The organism is Polaribacter sargassicola (assembly GCF_021991835.1).
Lineage (GTDB): Bacteria > Bacteroidota > Bacteroidia > Flavobacteriales > Flavobacteriaceae > Polaribacter > Polaribacter sargassicola.
Map to the genome: position 1 here is coordinate 44,149 of NZ_JAHDAU010000008.1, position 20,907 is coordinate 65,055.

12 protein-coding genes and 1 tRNA gene are annotated in these 20,907 nt (G+C 27.9%); all 13 read right to left on the bottom strand.

From position 1 onward, the window contains the following. Positions 1-71 precede the first annotated feature (71 nt). Positions 72-1,556, bottom strand: coding sequence for a DNA primase family protein (locus KI686_RS12905; protein ID WP_237589741.1), 1,485 nt, complete (start codon positions 1,554-1,556; stop codon positions 72-74). A gap of 19 nt (positions 1,557-1,575) precedes the next feature. Next, the gene (locus KI686_RS12910; protein WP_237589742.1) at positions 1,576-1,866 is read right to left on the bottom strand and encodes a helix-turn-helix domain-containing protein; all 291 of its coding nucleotides are present in this window, start codon (positions 1,864-1,866) and stop codon (positions 1,576-1,578) included. A 91-nt stretch (positions 1,867-1,957) separates the two neighbouring features. Continuing rightward, positions 1,958-3,799, bottom strand: coding sequence for a hypothetical protein (locus tag KI686_RS12915; protein ID WP_237589743.1), 1,842 nt, complete (start codon positions 3,797-3,799; stop codon positions 1,958-1,960). A gap of 56 nt (positions 3,800-3,855) precedes the next feature. Continuing rightward, positions 3,856-5,073, bottom strand: coding sequence for a site-specific integrase (locus KI686_RS12920; RefSeq protein WP_237589744.1), 1,218 nt, complete (start codon positions 5,071-5,073; stop codon positions 3,856-3,858). Between the two features lie 231 nt (positions 5,074-5,304). Further along, a tRNA-Asp gene (locus KI686_RS12925) sits at positions 5,305-5,378 on the bottom strand. 82 nt (positions 5,379-5,460) lie between these two features. After that, a complete protein-coding gene (locus KI686_RS12930; protein ID WP_237589745.1) occupies positions 5,461-7,440 on the bottom strand; it encodes a protein-disulfide reductase DsbD family protein in 1,980 nt (659 codons plus the stop codon). Positions 7,441-7,552: 112 nt separating this feature from the next. Next, on the bottom strand, positions 7,553-10,336 hold the full coding sequence (locus KI686_RS12935; protein ID WP_237589746.1) for a M16 family metallopeptidase: 2,784 nt from the start codon (positions 10,334-10,336) through the stop codon (positions 7,553-7,555). 335 nt (positions 10,337-10,671) lie between these two features. Beyond that, positions 10,672-12,069: a TlpA family protein disulfide reductase gene (locus tag KI686_RS12940; protein WP_237589747.1), complete on the bottom strand. Its 1,398-nt coding sequence runs from the start codon at positions 12,067-12,069 to the stop codon at positions 10,672-10,674. Positions 12,070-12,225: 156 nt separating this feature from the next. Next, positions 12,226-13,605, bottom strand: coding sequence for a TlpA family protein disulfide reductase (locus KI686_RS12945; protein ID WP_237589748.1), 1,380 nt, complete (start codon positions 13,603-13,605; stop codon positions 12,226-12,228). Positions 13,606-13,637: 32 nt separating this feature from the next. Continuing rightward, a complete protein-coding gene (locus tag KI686_RS12950; RefSeq protein ID WP_237589749.1) occupies positions 13,638-14,546 on the bottom strand; it encodes a hypothetical protein in 909 nt (302 codons plus the stop codon). A 25-nt stretch (positions 14,547-14,571) separates the two neighbouring features. Beyond that, a complete protein-coding gene (locus KI686_RS12955; protein ID WP_237589750.1) occupies positions 14,572-16,062 on the bottom strand; it encodes a RagB/SusD family nutrient uptake outer membrane protein in 1,491 nt (496 codons plus the stop codon). Positions 16,063-16,109: 47 nt separating this feature from the next. Continuing rightward, positions 16,110-19,568 (bottom strand): SusC/RagA family TonB-linked outer membrane protein, encoded by a 3,459-nt coding sequence (locus tag KI686_RS12960; RefSeq protein WP_237589751.1) that lies wholly within the window; start codon positions 19,566-19,568, stop codon positions 16,110-16,112. Positions 19,569-19,729: 161 nt separating this feature from the next. After that, entirely contained in the window at positions 19,730-20,863 is a 1,134-nt protein-coding gene (locus tag KI686_RS12965; protein ID WP_237589752.1) for a FecR family protein, read from the bottom strand. Positions 20,864-20,907 lie beyond the last annotated feature (44 nt).

Consider the following 20,907-nt stretch of genomic DNA (forward strand, 5'->3'; position numbering starts at 1 on the left):
TAATTTTAATAACTTTAGTAACTCATACTGTTACTTTAGTTATTTTAATTACCGCTTTTAAACATCTTTTTTTAGTAGGGAATTTCATTTGTTATAAATGCTGCTAATTTGTTGCCTGCAACACGTTCAACTATGATATTTAAGTTCTTTAGACGTTTAGAGAAATTAACTTTGCTTACAGGTCTATAACCATCTTCTGAACAATATTGTCGATAACGTGGATATATTTCTTTTATTAAAGTGTACTCATTTGGCGAAATAACATAATCGTTTTCGTCTACAAACATTTTAACGCTATCTGATTGTTTTTTATAACTTTCGACCGCTTTTTCTGCTGCGGCACATTTTGAAAAGCCTTTTTGTTCCAATAAACGATTTAAGCCTTCTAAAACCCAATTAAAAACACCTGATAATTCGGTTTCTATAATTTTATTATGTAGGTTTTTATCTTGCTTTTCTGGTGGAATGGTAACATCAAAAGGAATAATTAAAAAACGTCTGAAATATGCGTTTGTTTGTTCTACTTCTTTTGGTAGATCATTACAATTAAATATTAATTTTGCATATTGTTTTAAAGTAAAAGGTTCGCCATAAGGTAAACGAGCTTCAACAGGTTCACCAGAAACTAATTGCTTAAAAACTGAACTTTCTAGTTTGCCATTAATTTCACTTGCATAATTGACTAATTTGTTAGCTAATTTTGCTCTGAAATATCCGTTTTCATTGGTAAGACTTTGTAAAGAATAGTTACTTATGTTTTCCTCCCCTAGCAACGCACTTACTATTTCAAAAAATACAGATTTACCATTTGCTCCTGTACCATAAAGTATTAATGCTTTTTCTTCTTTTAATCTATTACTGTTATGTTTTATGAATACAAAACCTAAATATTCTGCCAACACATTTTGACGTTCTTTATCTGGCAATACTTCGTTTAAATATGCCTGAAAAACAGGTGCTTTAGCATCTGGATTATATTCAAATGGTAATTGGTATGTAATAAAATCTTTGGGGCTATAAGGCCTTAATTGTGTTCCTTTTGCATTAATTTCAAAAGTTCCATTTTTCAGATTAATTAAAACATTGTCTGCTGATGGTGGTATAGCATCTAGGTATGCAGTTGCCAAAAATTGTTCGTATAATTCCTTTTTGAATTTATAATATTTCGCAGAGAAAAAAGGCACACCCATTTTTTCGGCTGTTTTTCCTAAAAATTTCTGAAAAGCTTCTTTATCTATTTCACTCCAATAAGAACCATTGTACAAATAAATGAAACTATGATTTTTACATAAACCCCAATTATTATTTTTAGCGATTCTTAAAACATTGTCTATTGAAATAATTGAATAGTGTTTATTTAAAAGTTTAAAATTATCGTGAACACTTGGATTCGCTATTTTTTCAAAATCAATAGGTTTAAATTCTTTTAATAATTTAGATAAGATACTATCGTGTTTAATTTCTTCATTTTCTATTAATTCCTTAATGTGCTGAATAATGGTATCAGGCTCTTCTAAACTTTCAAATTTCGGTTTAATTGGTACAGCTTTTTTCATAACTTTTTACATTTTAGGGTTAATACTTACGTTTGTTTGAAAATGCTGCTTTGTAGTTTTTGTCTAAAAGCTTCTGTACATCACTCATTTTGTAATAGATTTTTGAACCTATTTGAGAAAAAGATACGATACCATCATCCCTCCAAGTTTGGGCTGTACGTTTGCTAATATTCATTAGCTGAATAAATTCTTGATTGTCTAGAAAAATGTCTTGAGGTTTCTTTTGTTTTTCCTCTAGTTTTTCGCTTAATACATCTAAACGATTTACTAATTCTGTGTACTGTTTTGAGCTTAAAATAATTGCTTCCATAACGATATATGTTTTTAATTTATACCGCAAGATTGCTCTATAGATAACTACTTATAAGACTGTCCTTATAAAACCTTATAAATAATGCATTTTAATGAAATGGGTTATCAACTATGTATTTTTTCGCTTCGTTATGTATTTTTTTGGCCGTATCATGATAGTCAAGTTTTGATTTTAACTCTAAACCAATATCTTTTGCTATAATTAAACATAAATTGTGCAAACCAAATTCTGGTAGAACATTTTTATCAATTAAAGCTTCTACAACTCCTCTAAGAACACCTTTCTTACGCTGTGTTAAAGTAGATTTTCTATTACTATTTATAGCCCCAAAATACTCAAGAATTCTATAAACATAATCTCTTTTATTAATATCTGTAATGAATGATTCAAAATCAATTATATCACCTTCTTTTATATTTTTTACCAAATCATTATTAATAAAAAAAAGCAATGATTTTTTTATCTCTTTTAAGTAAATTAACTTTAATTCTGTTAGATGATTCACACTAACTTCATCTGTAATGTTTTTATATTTTTCATTAATAAAAGACATTTTAAAATATAAATTATCTTCACTTTTAATAGATAACCATTGATTTATTGATTCTTCAACTAAAGCTAATAATCGTTTTAAAAAATCAAAATTCCCTTCTAAAAATTTTGCTTTAATATCTGTCTTTAATTCGTCTGTATAAACAGAATACTTATAATTAATTTCGTCTGAAAGTTTATTTATTTCGACTTTATTATCATCAATATTTAATAAGAATTCAAACTTGGTTAGATCTTCAATTTTTTTTACAATATCATTTACTTTAGAATTTGTTTTAATTTTCTGAATTGGATTATTTACACTTATCACTTTTAAACTTTCTTCTATTTTTATTAAGTACTTAATAAAAAAAGCAGCTACAAAATAATCTGTATATTTTCTTACATAATTAAAATCATAAATACAATATTCAAATGCATTATAAGAATTACTCTTTTTTAATTGGTCATAAGCTAAAATTAATTTCTTTGGTTTCGAAAAATTTATCATTTTTTTTAATCTATCAACAGTAAGTTTTGATAAGTCTCCATTAAAAAAACCATTAATTAAAATTAATTCTTTTTCTATTTGCTCTATTTGTTGTTTTATATTCAACTCTTCTATATCACTAAAAGCAACTAACACTTCTGAATCTATATTTTCATAAAAAAGAATTTCCTGGTGTTTTTCTATTTTTTGAATTTGATTACTGTCTAAATTCAAATCTAATATTTCACTCCAATAATCGATTTTTTTATTTCTTCTTAGTTCACTTAAAGTTACAGTACAATCAACCCATTTATTTATATATTCTTTTTTATAATCGGTAATTAATAAGAGTTCTTGAGTATAGGTAATCTCTGGTTTATCAAAGATTAAAAAAACATCATAAAACAATATTTCTTCTATATAATTAATAATTGCATTAAAATATTTTTTTAATACCTCAAGTAATTCTTTTTTAGATAAATTATCAATGCTTAAATGTTTATTTAACTCTACTATTTCCTCACTTTTCATTGAACTCATAAAGTACAAACCTAAAAGTAGAGATTGATTTTTAAGTGTTATTGTTTGACGTAAATTAATTAAATCTTCTGATATGTCATTTTTAACTAAATTGACTAAATCATTATATATTACTTTAACTTCTATTTTTGATTTTTCTACTTTCTTTTTATTTTTAGATGTAGATATTTTATGTTTTAAAGTAATATGATTTGTAATAGATTCTGCAAAAATATTTAAACTACTAAAACTAGAAAAAAGTAAATCTCTAGCTTCTGTTACACCTTGTTTTAAGTCCTCTTTAGTTGATTTTTCTTTTAAAATGAGTAAATTTAAAAGATGTAAGCTTTTTAGAGTGCTTTTAAAACTATCTAAAATAATTTTTTTCATAGTAGTATATTTCTTTTTTTAGCAATAAAAAAGAAATATACTACTTTTAGAAATATTTAACTAGCAGTACTGTTCATTAACATTGCCATATCTTTTCTAATCTTAGAGTCTAATACTTTTGCATAAATCTGAGTTGTAGCAATTTTTTTATGCCCTAAAAGCTTTGAAACAGTTTCCATTGGAACTCCATTAGATAAGGTTATAGTTGTTGCATACGTATGACGTGCTAAATGTGTATGAAGCTTTTTATCAATTTCACATAAATCAGCGACCTCTTTTAAATACGCGTTCATTTTTTGATTACTTGGTACTGGAAGTAAAGTTTCTTTTATCTGATGACAAGGATTTTTTTTGTATTTTTTCAATATCTTTTCTGCAGTTGGTAAGAGTGGTATTCTGCATTCTGAACCTGTTTTTGTTCTATTCATAATTATCCATTTGTAGCCATCAATACCAATATTAATATGGTTTTTTGATAACTTTTCTAAATCACGATAAGACAAACCCGTATAACATTGAAAAACAAATAAATCTCTTACTATTTCAATTCGCTCGATACTAAAATCTTTATCTATTAATTTTTGTATTTCCTGTTGAGTTAAACATTCTCTTTCTGTTTTCTTCTGGATAATCTTATAATTTACAAAAGGGTCTTTTCTTATATAGTCATTTGCAATTGCTATTAATATTATTTTCTTTAATGCCTTTATATGTTTCATTGCAGAATTATGTTGACATTTTGCAGTTGTTTTTAAATAGAATTCAAATGCTGCTATAAATTTATGATTGACTTCTGATAAAGAGAAGTTTTCATTATTGTATTGAGATCTACAGAAAACAGTAATGTGATTTAGTGCTGCTTGATATCTTTGATAGGTTAAAGGGGAGTATTCTTTACCAATCAAACGATTCATATTTTCGTTGTGTTCTTGAAATAATTCTAGTAAGGTCCATTGTTTTTCTCCTTTTCCTAAAAATGCATTGGTTAGGGTTTTTGGGGTTATGGTTTTTCTATCTTCTTGCAACATTTGTTGATGCCTAAACATTTGCCCTCTAACACTATTTAAATACTCGTTTAAGTCTTTGGAGTCTGTTGAATTTCCTTTTACTTTGTTTCTTACGGTGTCCCATAATTTAGGCAAAATGCTTCTTTTTAAAGACACTTCAGAACGCTTTCCATTAACAGTGATACGCATATAAATTGGTGCTGTTCCGTTTTTTAATAATTTGCTTTTTTTGATAAAAAATAAAATGTTAAATGTTGCTCTTTTCATACTGAAATATTTAAGTGTAAAATTATAGCAAACCTTTCAAAAAGTATTATGCAAAATATTGAATATCAGCGTAAAAGAATTAAATAGGTGGACTTTATTTTTGAATAAAAAGTCCTCCGAATAAGACACTTGCATTCGGGTGAAATTGGAAGAAATGAAAACTATAGAAAATAAAAAAGCCCCATTTTAGTGGGGCTTACGTCAATTTGCTTTGACTTTCTTTTTAAAATGCGGTCTGGACGGGACTCGAACCCGCGACCCCCTGCGTGACAGGCAGGTATTCTAACCAGCTGAACTACCAGACCGTTGCTTTAAGCGGATGCAAATATAACATTTATTTTATTAATACTGCATTAATAAGAAATGTTTTTTTAATAAAACATTAAACTACTTGTTAAAATTAGACACCCCTTCTTTTAACCACTCTAAATATTCTTGAGTATCTGGTGTGTAACCTACTGGTTTATTTAAATTTTGTTCCTTTTGTCCTACAAGAACATAAAAAGGTTGCGTGTTTGTTTTGTACTTTATCGTCTGAAATTCACTCCACTTTTGACCAATATATTTTAATTTCTTGCCTGGTTTTAACTTAGAATCTACTATTTCATCATCTACAAGTTTTCTTTTATCATCAACATAAAGCGATATTAATACCACTTCATTTTTAAGAATATTTAATACTTGATTATTTGGCCAAACATTTTGTTCCATTTTTCTACAATTTACACATGCCCAACCTGTAAAATCTAGCATAACTGGTTTATTAACCTTTTTTGCATAAGCCATACCTTTATCATAATCATTAAAAGCCAATATTTGATGAGGAGCTAAAAGATGTGCTCCTTCTGGTAAATCTTGATGATTATTATTAGAAACACTTTGTACTTCTGCCTTAAAGTGACCAACACCATAAGGAGATTCTGAATAATCTATAGGTGGAGGAAAAGCACTTATTAAATTAAGCGGTGCTCCCCAAAGACCTGGTATCATATAAATAGTAAAACTTAATACAATTAACCCAAAACTTAAACGTCCTACAGAAATATGATTTAACGGAGAGTCGTGAGGTAATTTAATTTTTCCGAAAAGATAAAATGCTAAAGCTCCAAAAACAGCTATCCAAATGGCAATAAACACTTCTCTTTCTATAATATGAAGTTGTAAAACTAAATCTGCTTGCGATAAAAATTTAAAAGCTAAAGCCAATTCTAAGAAACCTAAAACAACTTTTACTGTATTTAACCAACCACCAGATTTTGGTAATGAATTTAACCAACCAGGAAATGCTGCAAATAAAGCAAACGGTAAAGCCAATGCTAATGAAAAACCTAACATACCTACCATAGGTGCTAACCCTCCTTTGGTTGCAGACAATACAATAATATTTCCTACAAAAGGTCCTGTACAAGAAAAAGAAACTATAGCTAGCGCCAAAGCCATAAAAAAGATTCCTAAATAACCTCCTTTATCTGCTTTACTATCTATTTTATTTGCCCAAGAATTTGGCAACATAATCTCAAAAGCACCTAAAAAAGATAATGCAAAAATAATTAGGATTACAAAAAACACTAGATTAAACACTACACTTGTAGAAAACTCGTTAATTGCACTTGCCCCAAAAATAGCTACAACACCTGTACCTAAAATTACATATATTACAACAATACATAAACCATAAATAAGTGCATTTTTTATACCTTTTGCTTTGTTTTCGCTTTGTTTTGTAAAAAAACTAACTGTCATTGGTATTAAAGGAAAAACACACGGCGTAAATAATGCTATAAATCCAGCTCCTAATCCTAGAATAAAAATAGTCCAAAGCCCTGTGTTTCCTTCTTCTTTTTCTTCTTCTTTTTCTGTCTCTAAAAATACATTTGTTGTACTAACTTCTTCTGATACTTTGTTTAATTCTTGAGGTTCTGTAGTTAAGTTAAATACTAAATCTACCTCTGTTGGTGGCAAACATTTTTCATCATCACAAACCATAAATTCTACCGTAGCATTTATAGTTTTTTGAGGATTATTAAGAATTATTTTCTGTTTAAACACTGCTGATTCTTCAAAATAAGTAATCATCATTTTAAAAACTGGATCATCAACTGTATGACCTTCTTCTTCTATCGTAGCTCCATCTATTGTAAAAGATTTATCTTGATTCTCATAAACAAAAGTAGTAGCAATTGGTCCGTCTTCTGGAACTATTTGTGAATATAAATGCCAACCTTCTTCAATAGTAGCTTCACTAATTAGGTAATACTCATTATCTGATAATTTTTCTACAGATGTAGTCCATGATACTGGATCATAAATTTGTGCATTTATAAACCATGTTACAAATAATGCAAAAAATAGAGATGTATATTTCATTAATTTATTTTTTAAAGAGGGCTATTTTTAATAGCCCTCACTCTTTTACTTTTTTAATAAATCCAAATTATATAGTACAAAGTTTAGTAAAAGAAAATTTAATAATTGTTTTTTAACTTATCGGTCTAACTATAATTTCAGCCTTTTTTCCTCCTTTAATTATCTTACTAGTTATTTCTTTCAGATCTTTTATTGAAATATTATTTACAATGTTTTCAAAATTTTTAGGATCATTCATATCATAACCTTCAATAAAAAAATTAGTTAAAACATCCATTTTATATTCATTAGAATTCTTTTGTTGTTTGTGCTTTTTTAAAGTATTAGTTATTGATTTTAAAAAGTCATTTTGGTTAATATTACCATCTGCTATTTTATAAATTTCATCATATACAATACTTGTTAATTTATCTGCTTTCTCTGGATTACAATCAAAACTAACCGTAAGATTTGCAGTTTCTACTGGTCTTTTAGATAAAATTGCTGTAGTACGACTTCCGTAAGTTCCACCTTCTTGTTCTCTTAATGTTTCTGTATATCTAAGCTGAAGAACATCGCTTAAAATTGTCATCAACAATTCATTCTTAAGAGTATATTTTAATTCATTTTCAAAAGTAACCCTAACTGTACTTTTCGGGTTTTCCATTTTAAAAAATAAATTTTTATTTATATCTCTACTCACCCATTCTACAGAATTATCTTTATATGTTTCTGGTTTTGTAATAGTTGGTATACTTCCTATGTACTTTTCTAATAATGGTTTTATATTTTCTTTTGGTACACCACCAACAAAAAAGAATTCGAAATCTGAAGCATTTTTAAAACGATCTTTATAAATTTCTTTTATGGTTTCAAAAGAAACAGACTCTACGTATTCTTTTGTAAATAGGGGTTTCTTAATATTATTATCGCCATAAAAAGCTACATTAATACTGTCTTTAATTTTCTGACCAAGATTGTTTTTTCTTCTAATTAACTGGTTATTTAACCTTGCTTTAAATATAGCAAACACATCTTTATCAAACCTTGGTTTTACAAATCTTAGATGAACCATTTTTAACATGGTTTCTATATCTTTTGTAGATGAATTACCTGTTACAGATTCTGTAATATCAGAAATAGAAATATTAGTTCTTGCTGTTTTTCCTGCTAAAATTTTTGATAAATCATTCATAGAATAATCTCCCAAACCAGAACCTGAAACTACATTGTTTATATAAGCAGCCGATGCCAAGTCTGAATCTTTAATTAAAGAAAGACCTCCATAACTTATCGCTTTTAAAGTTACATTACTTTTATCTGCAAATTTATAGTGAACCTTAACACCATTACTTAATATGTATGTGGTTGAATTTGTTACCTCGTCTTCTTTTTCTGAAACAATTTTTCCTTCGTCTATTTTTACTGTTCCTAGTAATGTTTTACCTTCAAAGTTATCTTTATAAGCTATAAGTGTTGCATCATTTTCAACATCAGAAACAATTTGTAAAACTTCTTTCTCTGTAATATTTTTTTCTGATTTTACTGCTGTTGCTGTTGTATATCTATTTTTTACTGTATAGAGTTCTTTTAATTTTAAATGTACTTCTTCTTGTGTTATAGTATTAAGAATTTGTTTAGCAATTGCCTTTTCTTTATTAACATCTTTTATTACAGTATTCTCTAGATAATTGCTTTGTATTAAATCTTTTATAGATTGATGAGAACTGCTATTAGCTCTGTTAACCTGAATTGCATATTTACTAATAGTTCTTTCTAATTCTCCTTCGGTAAAACCAAATTTAATAGCACGAATTAATTCTTTAAAAGCCATTTTAAAAGCTTCTTGTTGTTTATTTACTTTAGGAAATATTGATAACGTTAAAACATCTGTACTTCTAGAAATACTAGAATAATTAACAGAAGCTCTTCTTAAAGGAGAATCTTTATCATCATTTAACTCACCTAATCTACCAGAAAGCATCATGGTTGCTAGTTTTGTTAACAAATCTGACTTTAAATCTGCAATGATTCTATTTTCTGTTTTCTTTGGATGTCTTATTCCGAACTCTATAGAAGAAGATTTAATCTCAGCATCCATTACAGACACAAAAGTTAATTTATCGTTTTCTGGTATTTTTACAACAAAACGTTCTCTTGGGTTTTTAACAGCAGGTATAGATGAAAATAATTTTTCTATTTTAGTTTTAACTTCATCTTCATTTATATCTCCAATAACAGCGATAGCCTGTAAATCTGTTCTATACCAATCATAATAAAAATCTCTTAAAGTTTTATATTTAAAATTATCTACAACATCCATTAACCCTATAGGCATACGTTTTGTGTAAATATTATTATTAAATAAGGCTGGCATTTTTTTCTCATAAACCCTCATATAGCTAGTTTGTCGGGTTCTCCATTCTTCTTTAACGACACCTCTTTCTAAATCAATTTCTTCTTCTTTTAGAGATAAAAAATTTGCCCAGTCATGTAATATTAGTAAACTAGTATCTATAAGTTCTGGCGTAGTAGGAACATTGTTTATATTATACACAGTTTCTTCAAAGTTGGTTATGGCATTTATATCTCTACCATATGCAACTCCATTTTTTTCTAGTGTATTAATAATACCTTTATCAGGAAAATTTTTGGTTCCGTTAAAAGCCATATGTTCTAAAAAATGAGCCAAACCTTGCTGATCTTCATTTTCTAATATAGACCCTACGTTTTGAATAATATAATAGCTTGCAGCATTTTTAACAGCACCCGTTTTATATATATAATACGTAAACCCATTAGACAACACGCCCTTTATAACTTTCTTGTTTTCTGGCAACGGGTTATTTAATTTAATATCCTGTGCAAAAAAATTAACTGTAAATAGAAAGGCAAGTAGAACTGTATTTTTTTTCATTAAATTGATTGGTTGTTACTATAAACAAATTGTTTATATTATTTACTTCTATTACGGAGTTATATATTTTAACCCTTAGTTAAAAAATGTTAAAAGAAAAAAATCTGCATATAAATTAAAACACCATGTAAACCAGAGTCTTACATAAAAAAAACACGTACAAATCCTCATCTAATAGTTTAATACTAATAGATGTTTATTAATGTTTAAAAAAAATGATGTTTTTAAAATTATAAAAAAATAGTTCCTGTTTTTTACCTTTTAATTTTCTATTACAAAACTTAACAGGAACTATTTTTTTTGATTTTTTGTTAGTATTTATATACCTGAGTATTTTATAGATTTAACTCATTAAATAAATCGATTAATTCTGGATTTGATGGAGCTGGCGCATGTTGTGTAACAATTACTCCATTTGGATCAATTAATATAAAACGAGGAATAGATCTTATATTATAATCTAAAATAAATTGAGAATTAAAAGCTTTATCTGCCAAAACATGGGTTCCGCCTAACTTATTATTTTTTATCATATTTTTCCATTTGTCATGATCCTTTGGCTCATCAATAGAAATACTTAAAAAACTAATGTTTTTTCCATGATACATTTTTTCTACACGTCTAAGATCTGGTATTTCTCTAATACAAGGACCGCACCAAGTTGCCCAAATATCTATATATAAATACTTTCCTTTAAAATCGTCTAAAGACAATGTACCACCTGCATTATTTTCATAATCTACAAATTTAGGTGATGGATTACCTTTACCAACCTTAGCTAAAATGTTATAAATTTTTGTAATTTTTGCGTTGTTCTCTTCGTCTGTAGATGCATTCATAAAAATTTTATAATACTCATCTAATTTTGTTGTATTATAGATTTCAAACTCCGCTTTATTAAAAATTAATTTATTTTTAATGTACTGGTTTTCTACTTCAGAATAAACAGACACTTTTACCAAACCATACTCCATAACACCTTCATTAATCAAGTATTTGATTTTTTCGTTGTAATGACGATTAACAATCTCTCTATATGCACTTGAAAATTGATAATCCAATTCATTATTTAAATCTACTTCATCTAATTCTTCTAAAAACGTTTCTGAAGTTTTATAAGCTTTATTTTTAGCCCAATGCCTATGATAACCACCTGCATAACGAGATAATTCATTTAAATATTCGTAATTAAGATTACGTTTCTCTAAATTTTTATAAGTAGCACTAACACCTTGTAAAGTATCTATAACCGAAGTTAGATATGTTTTAATTTCATTAAATTTCTTTTTAAAATCTGGCTCTGTCAACTTATAAAGTTCCTTACCCTTAATTCTAAATTCTGAAACTTTTTTGTTTTTGAAAAAAAAGTAATTTGTAACTTCTGCCCCTTCACCAGAAACATCAATAGAATTAACCAACTTTTTTGCATCTGCAGTTAGATTAATATCATTTCCTTCTTCTAAATAAATATCAACTTTTTTTCTTTTACCAACATTAAGTGCATATAACCCTGATGGATTTTTTATTGTATCAGAGAAATACCCATTAGTATCTGTAGTAATTTTTTTACTAAATGAATTATCTTCTTTAAGTAAAGTAATTTCATTTTTATCTAAATTATCAATTTTACCAGTTAATAACGCGTAGTCTACTGGTGCTTTTTCTGAACAAGAAACCAAACATGTTGCTAGCCCTATGCTAAAAATTACTTTTTTAATTTTATTAATTGTCATATTTTATTTTTATAAAAATTGAGGGGTTATAGTTTATTATCTATATGATAGAATAATTAATCAGGTAAATTAAACCCATTGTATATTTTATTTAAAGTCTCTTTAGTATTTGTATTTAAATTAACTGCTATAAGAAATATACAATGGGATAAATTTTTAAATATTTAACTCATTAAAAAGTTCTATCAATTCTGGATTTGAAGGAAGGGGTGCTTTTTTATCTATAATTAATCCGTTTGGATCTATTAAAATAAAACGCGGAATAGATGTAATAAAATATTCTTGTGCAAATTGTGATTTAGTTGACTTATCTGCAATTACTTGAATTCCGCCTAAATCTTTATCTGCAATCATTTTCTTCCACTTATCATGATCTTTTGGATTGTCTATAGAAATACTTAAAAAATTAATATTCTTACCATGATATGCCTTTTCTATTTTTTTTAAGAAAGGTACTTGCGCTAAACAAGGTGCACACCAAGTTGCCCAAAGATCTATATAAGTATACTTCCCTTTAAGATCATCTAAAGACAATGTTCCGCCTGCATTGTTCTCATAATTAAAAAACTTAGGAGAAACTTGACCTCTATTAAGCTTTGATAATTTATTATAAACAGCAGTTATTTTAGCATTATTACTCTCATTAGTAGAAGCACTTATAAAAGTTTGATAATATTCCTCAAAGTTTTCTATTTTAATCATTGCATATTCTGCTCCAGAAAAAAGGAGCTCGTTTTTGATATATTCATTCGGTATTTTTGAATGTACCTTAACTTTAGCAACCATAAAATCTATAGAATCTTTTTCAGATAAATCACGAATTTCATTAACATAATAATTTACAACTAATTGTTTATATAAACTAGAACGTTTAAACTCTACCTCATTATTAAGATTTAAAGTATCAAATTCTGCTAAAAATTCTTTAGATGCTTTATAATTAGGATTATTAACCCTTGCTTTATGGTAACCACTAGCATATTTTGATAGGTCTAATAAATAATTATAATCAAATCCTTTCTTTTCTAGTGCTTTAAATTCTGGTTTTATTCCTTTAATAGTATCAATTACATTAGATAATGTTTCTCTAATATTTTTAACCTTCTTCTTAAATTCAACCTCTTCTAAAGCATAAAACTCTGCGCTCTTTCCCTTTAATTCTGCAATTTTCTTGTTCTTAAATTTAACATAGTTTGTAATTTCTGATCCTTCACCAGAAAATTTAAGAGAACCATAAAAATCCTTATTATCTACTGTTAAATTAATTTTATTGCCAGCATCTAAATAAACAAGAGCTTTATTTCTTCCCACATTAACCAAATAAAAACCTGGCTTAGTCTTAATTGTATCTATAAAGGTACCGTCTGGCTTAACAACAATTTCTTTTTTTAAAGGCTGCCCTTCTTTATTTATTGTTATTACCTTGGTATCAATATTTTCAATTTTACCAGTTAATAAGGCATAGTCTATTGAAGTTTTTTCTGAACAAGCCATTAGACTCAAGAACAATCCAAAACTTAATATTATTTTTTTCATATGATTAAATATTGTGAAAATACTTTTTTAGTTTAAATTCCAATAGACTGCCACTTTGTAGAAAGAGCCTCTAAATCCATTCCATAATCTGTAGCCATTTTTTCTATAACTATATCATACTTTGCTTTAACTTTAGGTTTTGTAGTTAAATAAACATCTCTACTTTCTTTTGGTCTAGAAATAATCCAAACTACAAAAGACTCCCAATCTGCATAAGGATTTGTCACAATAGCATATGTACCCCAAGGATGAACAAACCCTCCATTAGAAGCTGCGCCCGCATTATAACTTGATGTAGATAAATATGAAAATTTACCAGTACGTAATCTTTGAAATCTATAATTTCCGTTAGATATACTAGTAAACTCTGAAGGAACAGAAAAATGATATCTAAAAAACCCATTAAAATAAGTAAACAAAAGCATCTCTTTAGTTAGAAACTCATTATATTCAAATGAATTATTTATGTTTGATAGAATTTGTGTTCCTTGAATATTATAAGATGTAAAATCTCTATTATAGTTATACTTATCATATAAAGCTGTTACAGAGCTAGAAAACTCAGTATTACCTAACAATACCATTCTTCTGTAAACTTGCATTTCTCTATAATCACTAAAAAATTCATACATCTGTCTGATTAATTTTAAAACAATTATAGTTCTTTCTTCTTCTGCTTTTATAGGCGTAAAAGAACTTAACAATCTCATAGAACCATACTCAGACGATAAAGCTTCATCTCCTTCTAGATCATAATAACAATGTAAATCATAATCTTCATAAATACTATATGCAAGCTGACTAACTTCTGATGTTCCTTTTTCGATCATTGGAAATGGATCTTTACCATTAAAATCTGATACCAAAGCTCCTTCATCTTCACATGACGTAAATATAGATATCAGTAAAATAAACGACATTAATTTTATTATATATTTCATGATTTTTATTTTTTTAAATTAATAATTACCTAGGTGCTGCAACAATATTTGGGTTTACACTAAGCTCATCTTCTGGAATTTGTAATACATAACGTGGATCATCTTTTAAAATATGAGCCTCACGTCCGTTATAACCTACTCTAAACATTTCTGGCCTAGTAGTTCTCTTTAAATCAAACCAACGTTGTCCCTCAAAGCAAAGCTCTCTTCTTCTTTCATCATATATATAATTAATAAGTGTTTCTTGGGTAAAGTTTGCTTCTATTAAATCTTCATAATAATTAGGGTCAAACTTTTTAACTCTTATTGTATTAAGATCGTTTATGGCTAATGCTAACTCTCCTTTTTGAGCATAAGCTTCTGCTCTGTTTAGTAAAACCTCTTCTACTCTAAGCACTCTACTATATCCTTGAAAAGTTCTGTAGGCAGCATTTGTTGCTATAGGTGTGTTTTCTTTATTTTTTATTAATGATAATTTAGAACTAGTAACACCGTATAACACTCTTTCATGTGTTCCAATAAAATAATATCTTCTTATATCTCCTTCTTCATATATATCTGCTAAATCTTTACTTACTGAAAAAGTAGTAGCAGTTGGCCAAATTGATAATATTGGAATATTTTCTGTTGCACCGCTACAAAAAATTACGTTATCATTACTGATATCTAAATAATCTGTACCATATCTAAATATATCAAAATTGTAATCATTAGATAAATTGTATAAATATCCTAGGTTTGATAAATTAAAAACTGAAGAATTAGAATCTAATAATTTAGTAGCAGTTTCTATAGTACTGTCCCATTCTTGCATATACAACGCTACTCTTGATTGTAATGCTAAAGTGTTTTGTAAATTAAATAATAACTTATTAGTTTTGTTTATTGGATTAGCTTCCATTAAACTTACAGCCTCTTCTAGATCTGCTTTAATCATGTCATACACCTCTTTTACTGTAGATCTTGGGTATGCTTTATCTTCTGTATTTGTATCTGTTATTATTGGCACACCAAAATCTGTACTAGCTGTTGCAGGATCAAAATGTTGCCCGTATAAATTTACAAGATAGAAATATGAAAAAGCTCTTAAAGCATAAGCTTCTCCTTTATAATTATCTTTATACTCTTGCATATCATCAGTAATAATAACAGATAAAGAGTTTTCTATATTATTTATTACCAAATTAGCATAATAAATACTTTGGTAGAAATTACTAAACGCTACATCAGACCCTAAACTTTCTTCGTGCGAAAGATCATACATATAAGCACTTATGTATAAATCACCTGCATCTGGCACAGTTGTTCCACTATTTAAACCTGCCATTTTATCTTCTTCAAAGAAACCAACATCGTCTCCTAAAGCCTCTATATATGGCATTATTCTTTTATCTGTTATATAACCAAAATTTAAAAGCTCTCTATAGTCTGTTACTGTAGATGGTTTTAATTTATTTTGAGGAACTTCTTCTAGATAACTATCACATGAGAATGTTACAAATATGAAAAGTAACATTGCGAATATTTTATATATATATTTCATTTTATTTTCGTTTTTCATCATTAGAAATTTAAGCTTAAACCAATTGTAAAAGTTTTAGGTAAAGGCAATGATCCTCCAGAAAACGAAGTATTGTAGTTTGCCGTTTCTGGGTCCATACCTTTTAATCTCTTATTTGCCCATACATAAAGATTATCTGCTTGAAATTTTAATAAAGCATTGTTTATCCCTAATTTTTCTGTAACATCTTTAGGTAATGAATATTGAAGTAATACATTTCTTAATCTTAAATAATCTCCGTCAACTACCTGAGCATCACTTTCGTTAAACATAGATGCTTGTGTAAAAGAAGCTGTAGACGACTTTAACCAAGGAATAGTTGCCGTATTCTCATCACCTGGTTTTCTCCATCTATCTGTTACACCTCTACGCATATTATACTCATCTTCTATATATTCTGAGTTAAATGCTAAGTTTTGAAGTCTAATTTTATAATTTAAACCTGCAGCTAATAAAAATGATAATTGAAATCCTTTGTAGTTAAATCTGTTTGTTATACCTACAGTTGAAGTTGGTACTCTAGAACCTTCGTATTTTAAAGCACTTGTACTATTTTGTACATTAGTAGAAAAATCTGGATCAAGAGCATCATATTCATTTCCATTTTCATCTAAAAACAATGCATATCCGTCTTCATCTAATCTTGAAAAACGATAAGAATACATAGAGTTAATAGGTTTACCTTCTACAACCTCTCCTACTTTATAAGTAGATGATAAAAGACTAGATATAGATGGCTGTATAAAAGATTTTGTAACCTTACTACTTGTTATAGATGCATTTACACCCAAACTATATGTAAAATCTTTAGTGTCAACAATTTTAGCATTTAAACCAATATCTATACCTTGGTTAGTTACATTAGCAAAATTTACTGCTTTAGTTGTAAAACCTGTTACTGCAGAAACATTTTTATGTGCAATTAAATCATCTCCTAAATCTTTATATACATCAAAAGTACCAGATAATCTTCTATTAAAGAATGAAAAGTCTACTCCTAAATTTATTGTTGTTGTAGTTTCCCATTTTAATTCTGGGTTAGCTGGTTGTTGAATTTGTTGCTCTGGTAAAAGTGTAAATTGGTTTGGTGCTAATGCTGTAGATATAATTTGAGGTGAAGATTCTTCTACAATATTACCTCTTAAACCGTAAGACGCTCTAATTGATAATGCATCAATAAATTTAGCAGAATTTAAAAAAGATTCTTGGTCAATATGCCATTTACCAGAAATAGACCATAATGGAAGATATCTATAAGCAGGATTAGAACCAAAAATATTTGAACCATCAAAACGAATATTAGCATTTATTACATATTTGTTTTTAAACATAGAAGAATAAGTAGCAAAATAAGAAATAAACGATCTGTCATAAAGAGTTCTTTCTGCTACATTTCTTAGTATATGACCTTCATCTGAAGTTGCTTGCGGAGTATAAAATATTTTACCTCTATCATGTAAATAACCATAATTAATAGTATTTGTACCATCATATACATTATTTCTAAACTCAGTTCCTGCCATTAAATCCATATCTAAATCTTTTAAAGCTTCAAATCTTGCATTTACAGAGTTTCTAATTAAATAAGATTCTTGATTAAATGTTGCCTCGTTAAATTGACCTCCAAAAGGAAGTTCTGATTCTGCTATTTGAGTTTGTGTACCTTGACCTAGGTTATAACCACGCTGTCTAGTTATAAAATTACTAGCCTCTGTAGCATATTGTTGAGTTGTATTACCTGAATAAGTGTAACTAAAAAGAGAATTATAAGTTAACCATTTAGCTATATCATAATCAAGCCTAATAGTTGTTCTAATCTCTTGTTGTTTAGAAGTTTGATTTGTATTTTCTTGTTCATGTAAAATATTAAAATCATAATTACCATAAAAATAATAGCTTCCATCGTCATTAAATGCAGGTAAAGATCTTGATGATGAGTATGCGTGATTAAATGCTTGTGTTTGATAATTTTGCTCTCTATCTCTTTTTGATGTATTTAAAATAACTCCAAGGCTAAGTCTATCTGTTAACTCTGTAGATATTTTTGTCATTAAGCTATAACTCTTATAACCTGTTACTTTGTCTAATCCTTGATCGTTAGTATAACTTATAGATGCATAATAATTACTTTTTTCTGACCCTCCAGAAATGCTAAAATCAGCAATATTTCTTACAGCATCACGAAATAAGATATCAAACCAATCTACATTCATTTCAGAAACCTCTCTTATTCCTGCTATATATTCTTCTTTTGAAATTCCACCTCTAGTATAAAGACCATCATAGTAAGCTACACCAACTCCTCCGTTAACTCCAATACCATCTTCTAATAAAGACAAAGAAAATTCTGCTCTTTCTTTAGAGTTCATTAAATCAAAATCTTCATAACGTGGTCTTGGCTTTATTGCTGTAGTATAATTAAAAGAAATTCTTGGTTTTCCTTTTATCCCTTTTTTAGTTGTAACCACAACAACTCCATTTGCTGCTCTAGTCCCGTAAATTGCGGTAGCTGATGCATCTTTTAATATTGTTAAAGATTCTATATCACTTGGGTTTAACCCACCAATTGAACTATTAAATGATTTTAAAAAATCTGGATCATTAAGTTGTTGCGGTGTTGCTGGTACTCCGTTTTCTAACATTACACCATCTACTACCCAAATAGGCTCTGCATTACCACTAAGTGTTGCTGTTCCTCTAATTCTAATTCTAGGCGCTGCCCCTGGAGCCGCACTAGTATTTACAACATCTACACCCGCTATTTGACCTTGCATCATACTCTCTATACTAGTATTACCTACAACATCTATATCTTTCATTTTAATTACAGACACCGCACTACTTGTTTCTCGTTTACTTTTAACTTGATAACCAGTAATTACAACCTCATCTAAGCTTTTTAAATCTTCTTCTAATTGAACATTGATAACTTTTTTATTACCTATCAATATTTCTTGAGGTTTATAACCTAAGCTAGAAAAAATTAACACAGTAGATGCGTCTTGGCTTTTTAAAGTATATTTTCCTTCAAAATCTGTAACAACTCCTTTATTAGTACCTTTTATAACAACACTAGCTCCTGGCAAAGGTGTATTAAATTGGTCTGTAACTTGACCTGTAATTATTTCTTGTATATTTTTATTTGAGACTTCAGGTTTTTCCTCAATAACAATCATGTGATCGTCTAAAAGTTCAAAATTATAGTCTTCTTTTGGAATTGAACTTAATAATAAATCATTTAGTTTAATAATGCTTTTCTTTAAAGATATTGCAGGAAAATCTTTAAACATATCTGATCTATAAATAAAAGTATAGTCTGTTTGAGATTTTATTATATCAAATATCTCGTCAATAGTAACTGTTTTATTCTCTTCTATAACAATGTTTACATTTTGAGAAACGATATTGTTAGATGTAAAACTAAATGAAATAAAGCAAAACAATAGGAGTAATGTTCTCATAATAAATGTTTGAATTTTTTTTCTTATAAAGAAAAAATCTTTGGTAAAATTAATATTCATAAATTTGTAAAGTGTTGGTTAATTATTTAATTAATGCGCGTTGAATTCTTAGGGGTGAAAGCTAGAGTACTTTGAGCGGTATAAAACTTCATCCCTTTTTTTTATTTTAATATTATTTTCTTATCATATACTACATAGTTTAGGTTAATATTTCTTTTAATAGGAACTAAAATCTCTTCTAAATTTAGTTTCTTACTTAAGACTCCATTAAACTGTATGTCTTCAAGTTTCTTATTTTCAATAATTATATCTATATCATACCATCTAGATAAAGCTTTCATAATTTCTTTTAATGATTTGCCTTTAAAAGAAAAAATTCCTTTTCTCCAAGCAGTTTCATTATAAACATTAACTGTTTTAATTTTAATTTTATCTTTTACATCACTTATAATAGATTGTTCATTTACTTTTAGCACCTCTTTAAACGCTTCGTTATTTACAGCCACTTTTCCTTCAGCCAAAGTGGTATAAACACTAGCATCGTCTTTATAAGCTTTTATATTAAATTCAGTACCTAACACTTCTACTTCTTGCAGATTAGAAACCACTTTAAATTTTGCTCCATTATGGTTTTCACTAGAAGATACATCAAAATAAGCCTCTCCATACACAAGTTCTACTTTACGCGTTTCTCCTTGCTTAAAGTGTACTGGATATTTTAATTTCGATTCAGAATTTAACCAAACCTTTGTGCCATCTGCCAAAATTATTTCAAATTTACCTCCTCTTGGCACAGTAAGGTAGTTGTATGAAATACGAGTATCTTCTTTTTTATTATATACTAATTGCTCTCCATTACTAGTAACATCTTCTGTATTATAATGTTTACCTTTTTCTAACGAAACACTTAATCCATCATCAAAAGTTAAAATAGCTTTATCTCCACCAGGCTCTACGGCTTCTACAAAGGTGTTTAAAACCTCTGTTGGTTTCTGATTTTGCACAAAATAATACGATAGTGAGAACATAAAAACCACTACAGCTGCCGCTGCATATTTAGACCAAATTGGTAAAATACGTCTCTTTGGTTTTTCTTGTTTCTCTATAGCGCTCCATAATTTTTCATACGCTACATCAACATCTGGTTTACTTAATAAGGTGTTAACATCATAATAATCTTTTACATATTCTTTAAATATTTCTTGATTTTCTTTTTTTCTTAACAATTCCTTAAGATCACTTAACTCTTGTGACGATATTGTATCTGTTAAGTATTTTACGGTTATTTTTTTCAACACTTTTTGCATTTTTTTAAACTTTATATTACCAATACGTTAAT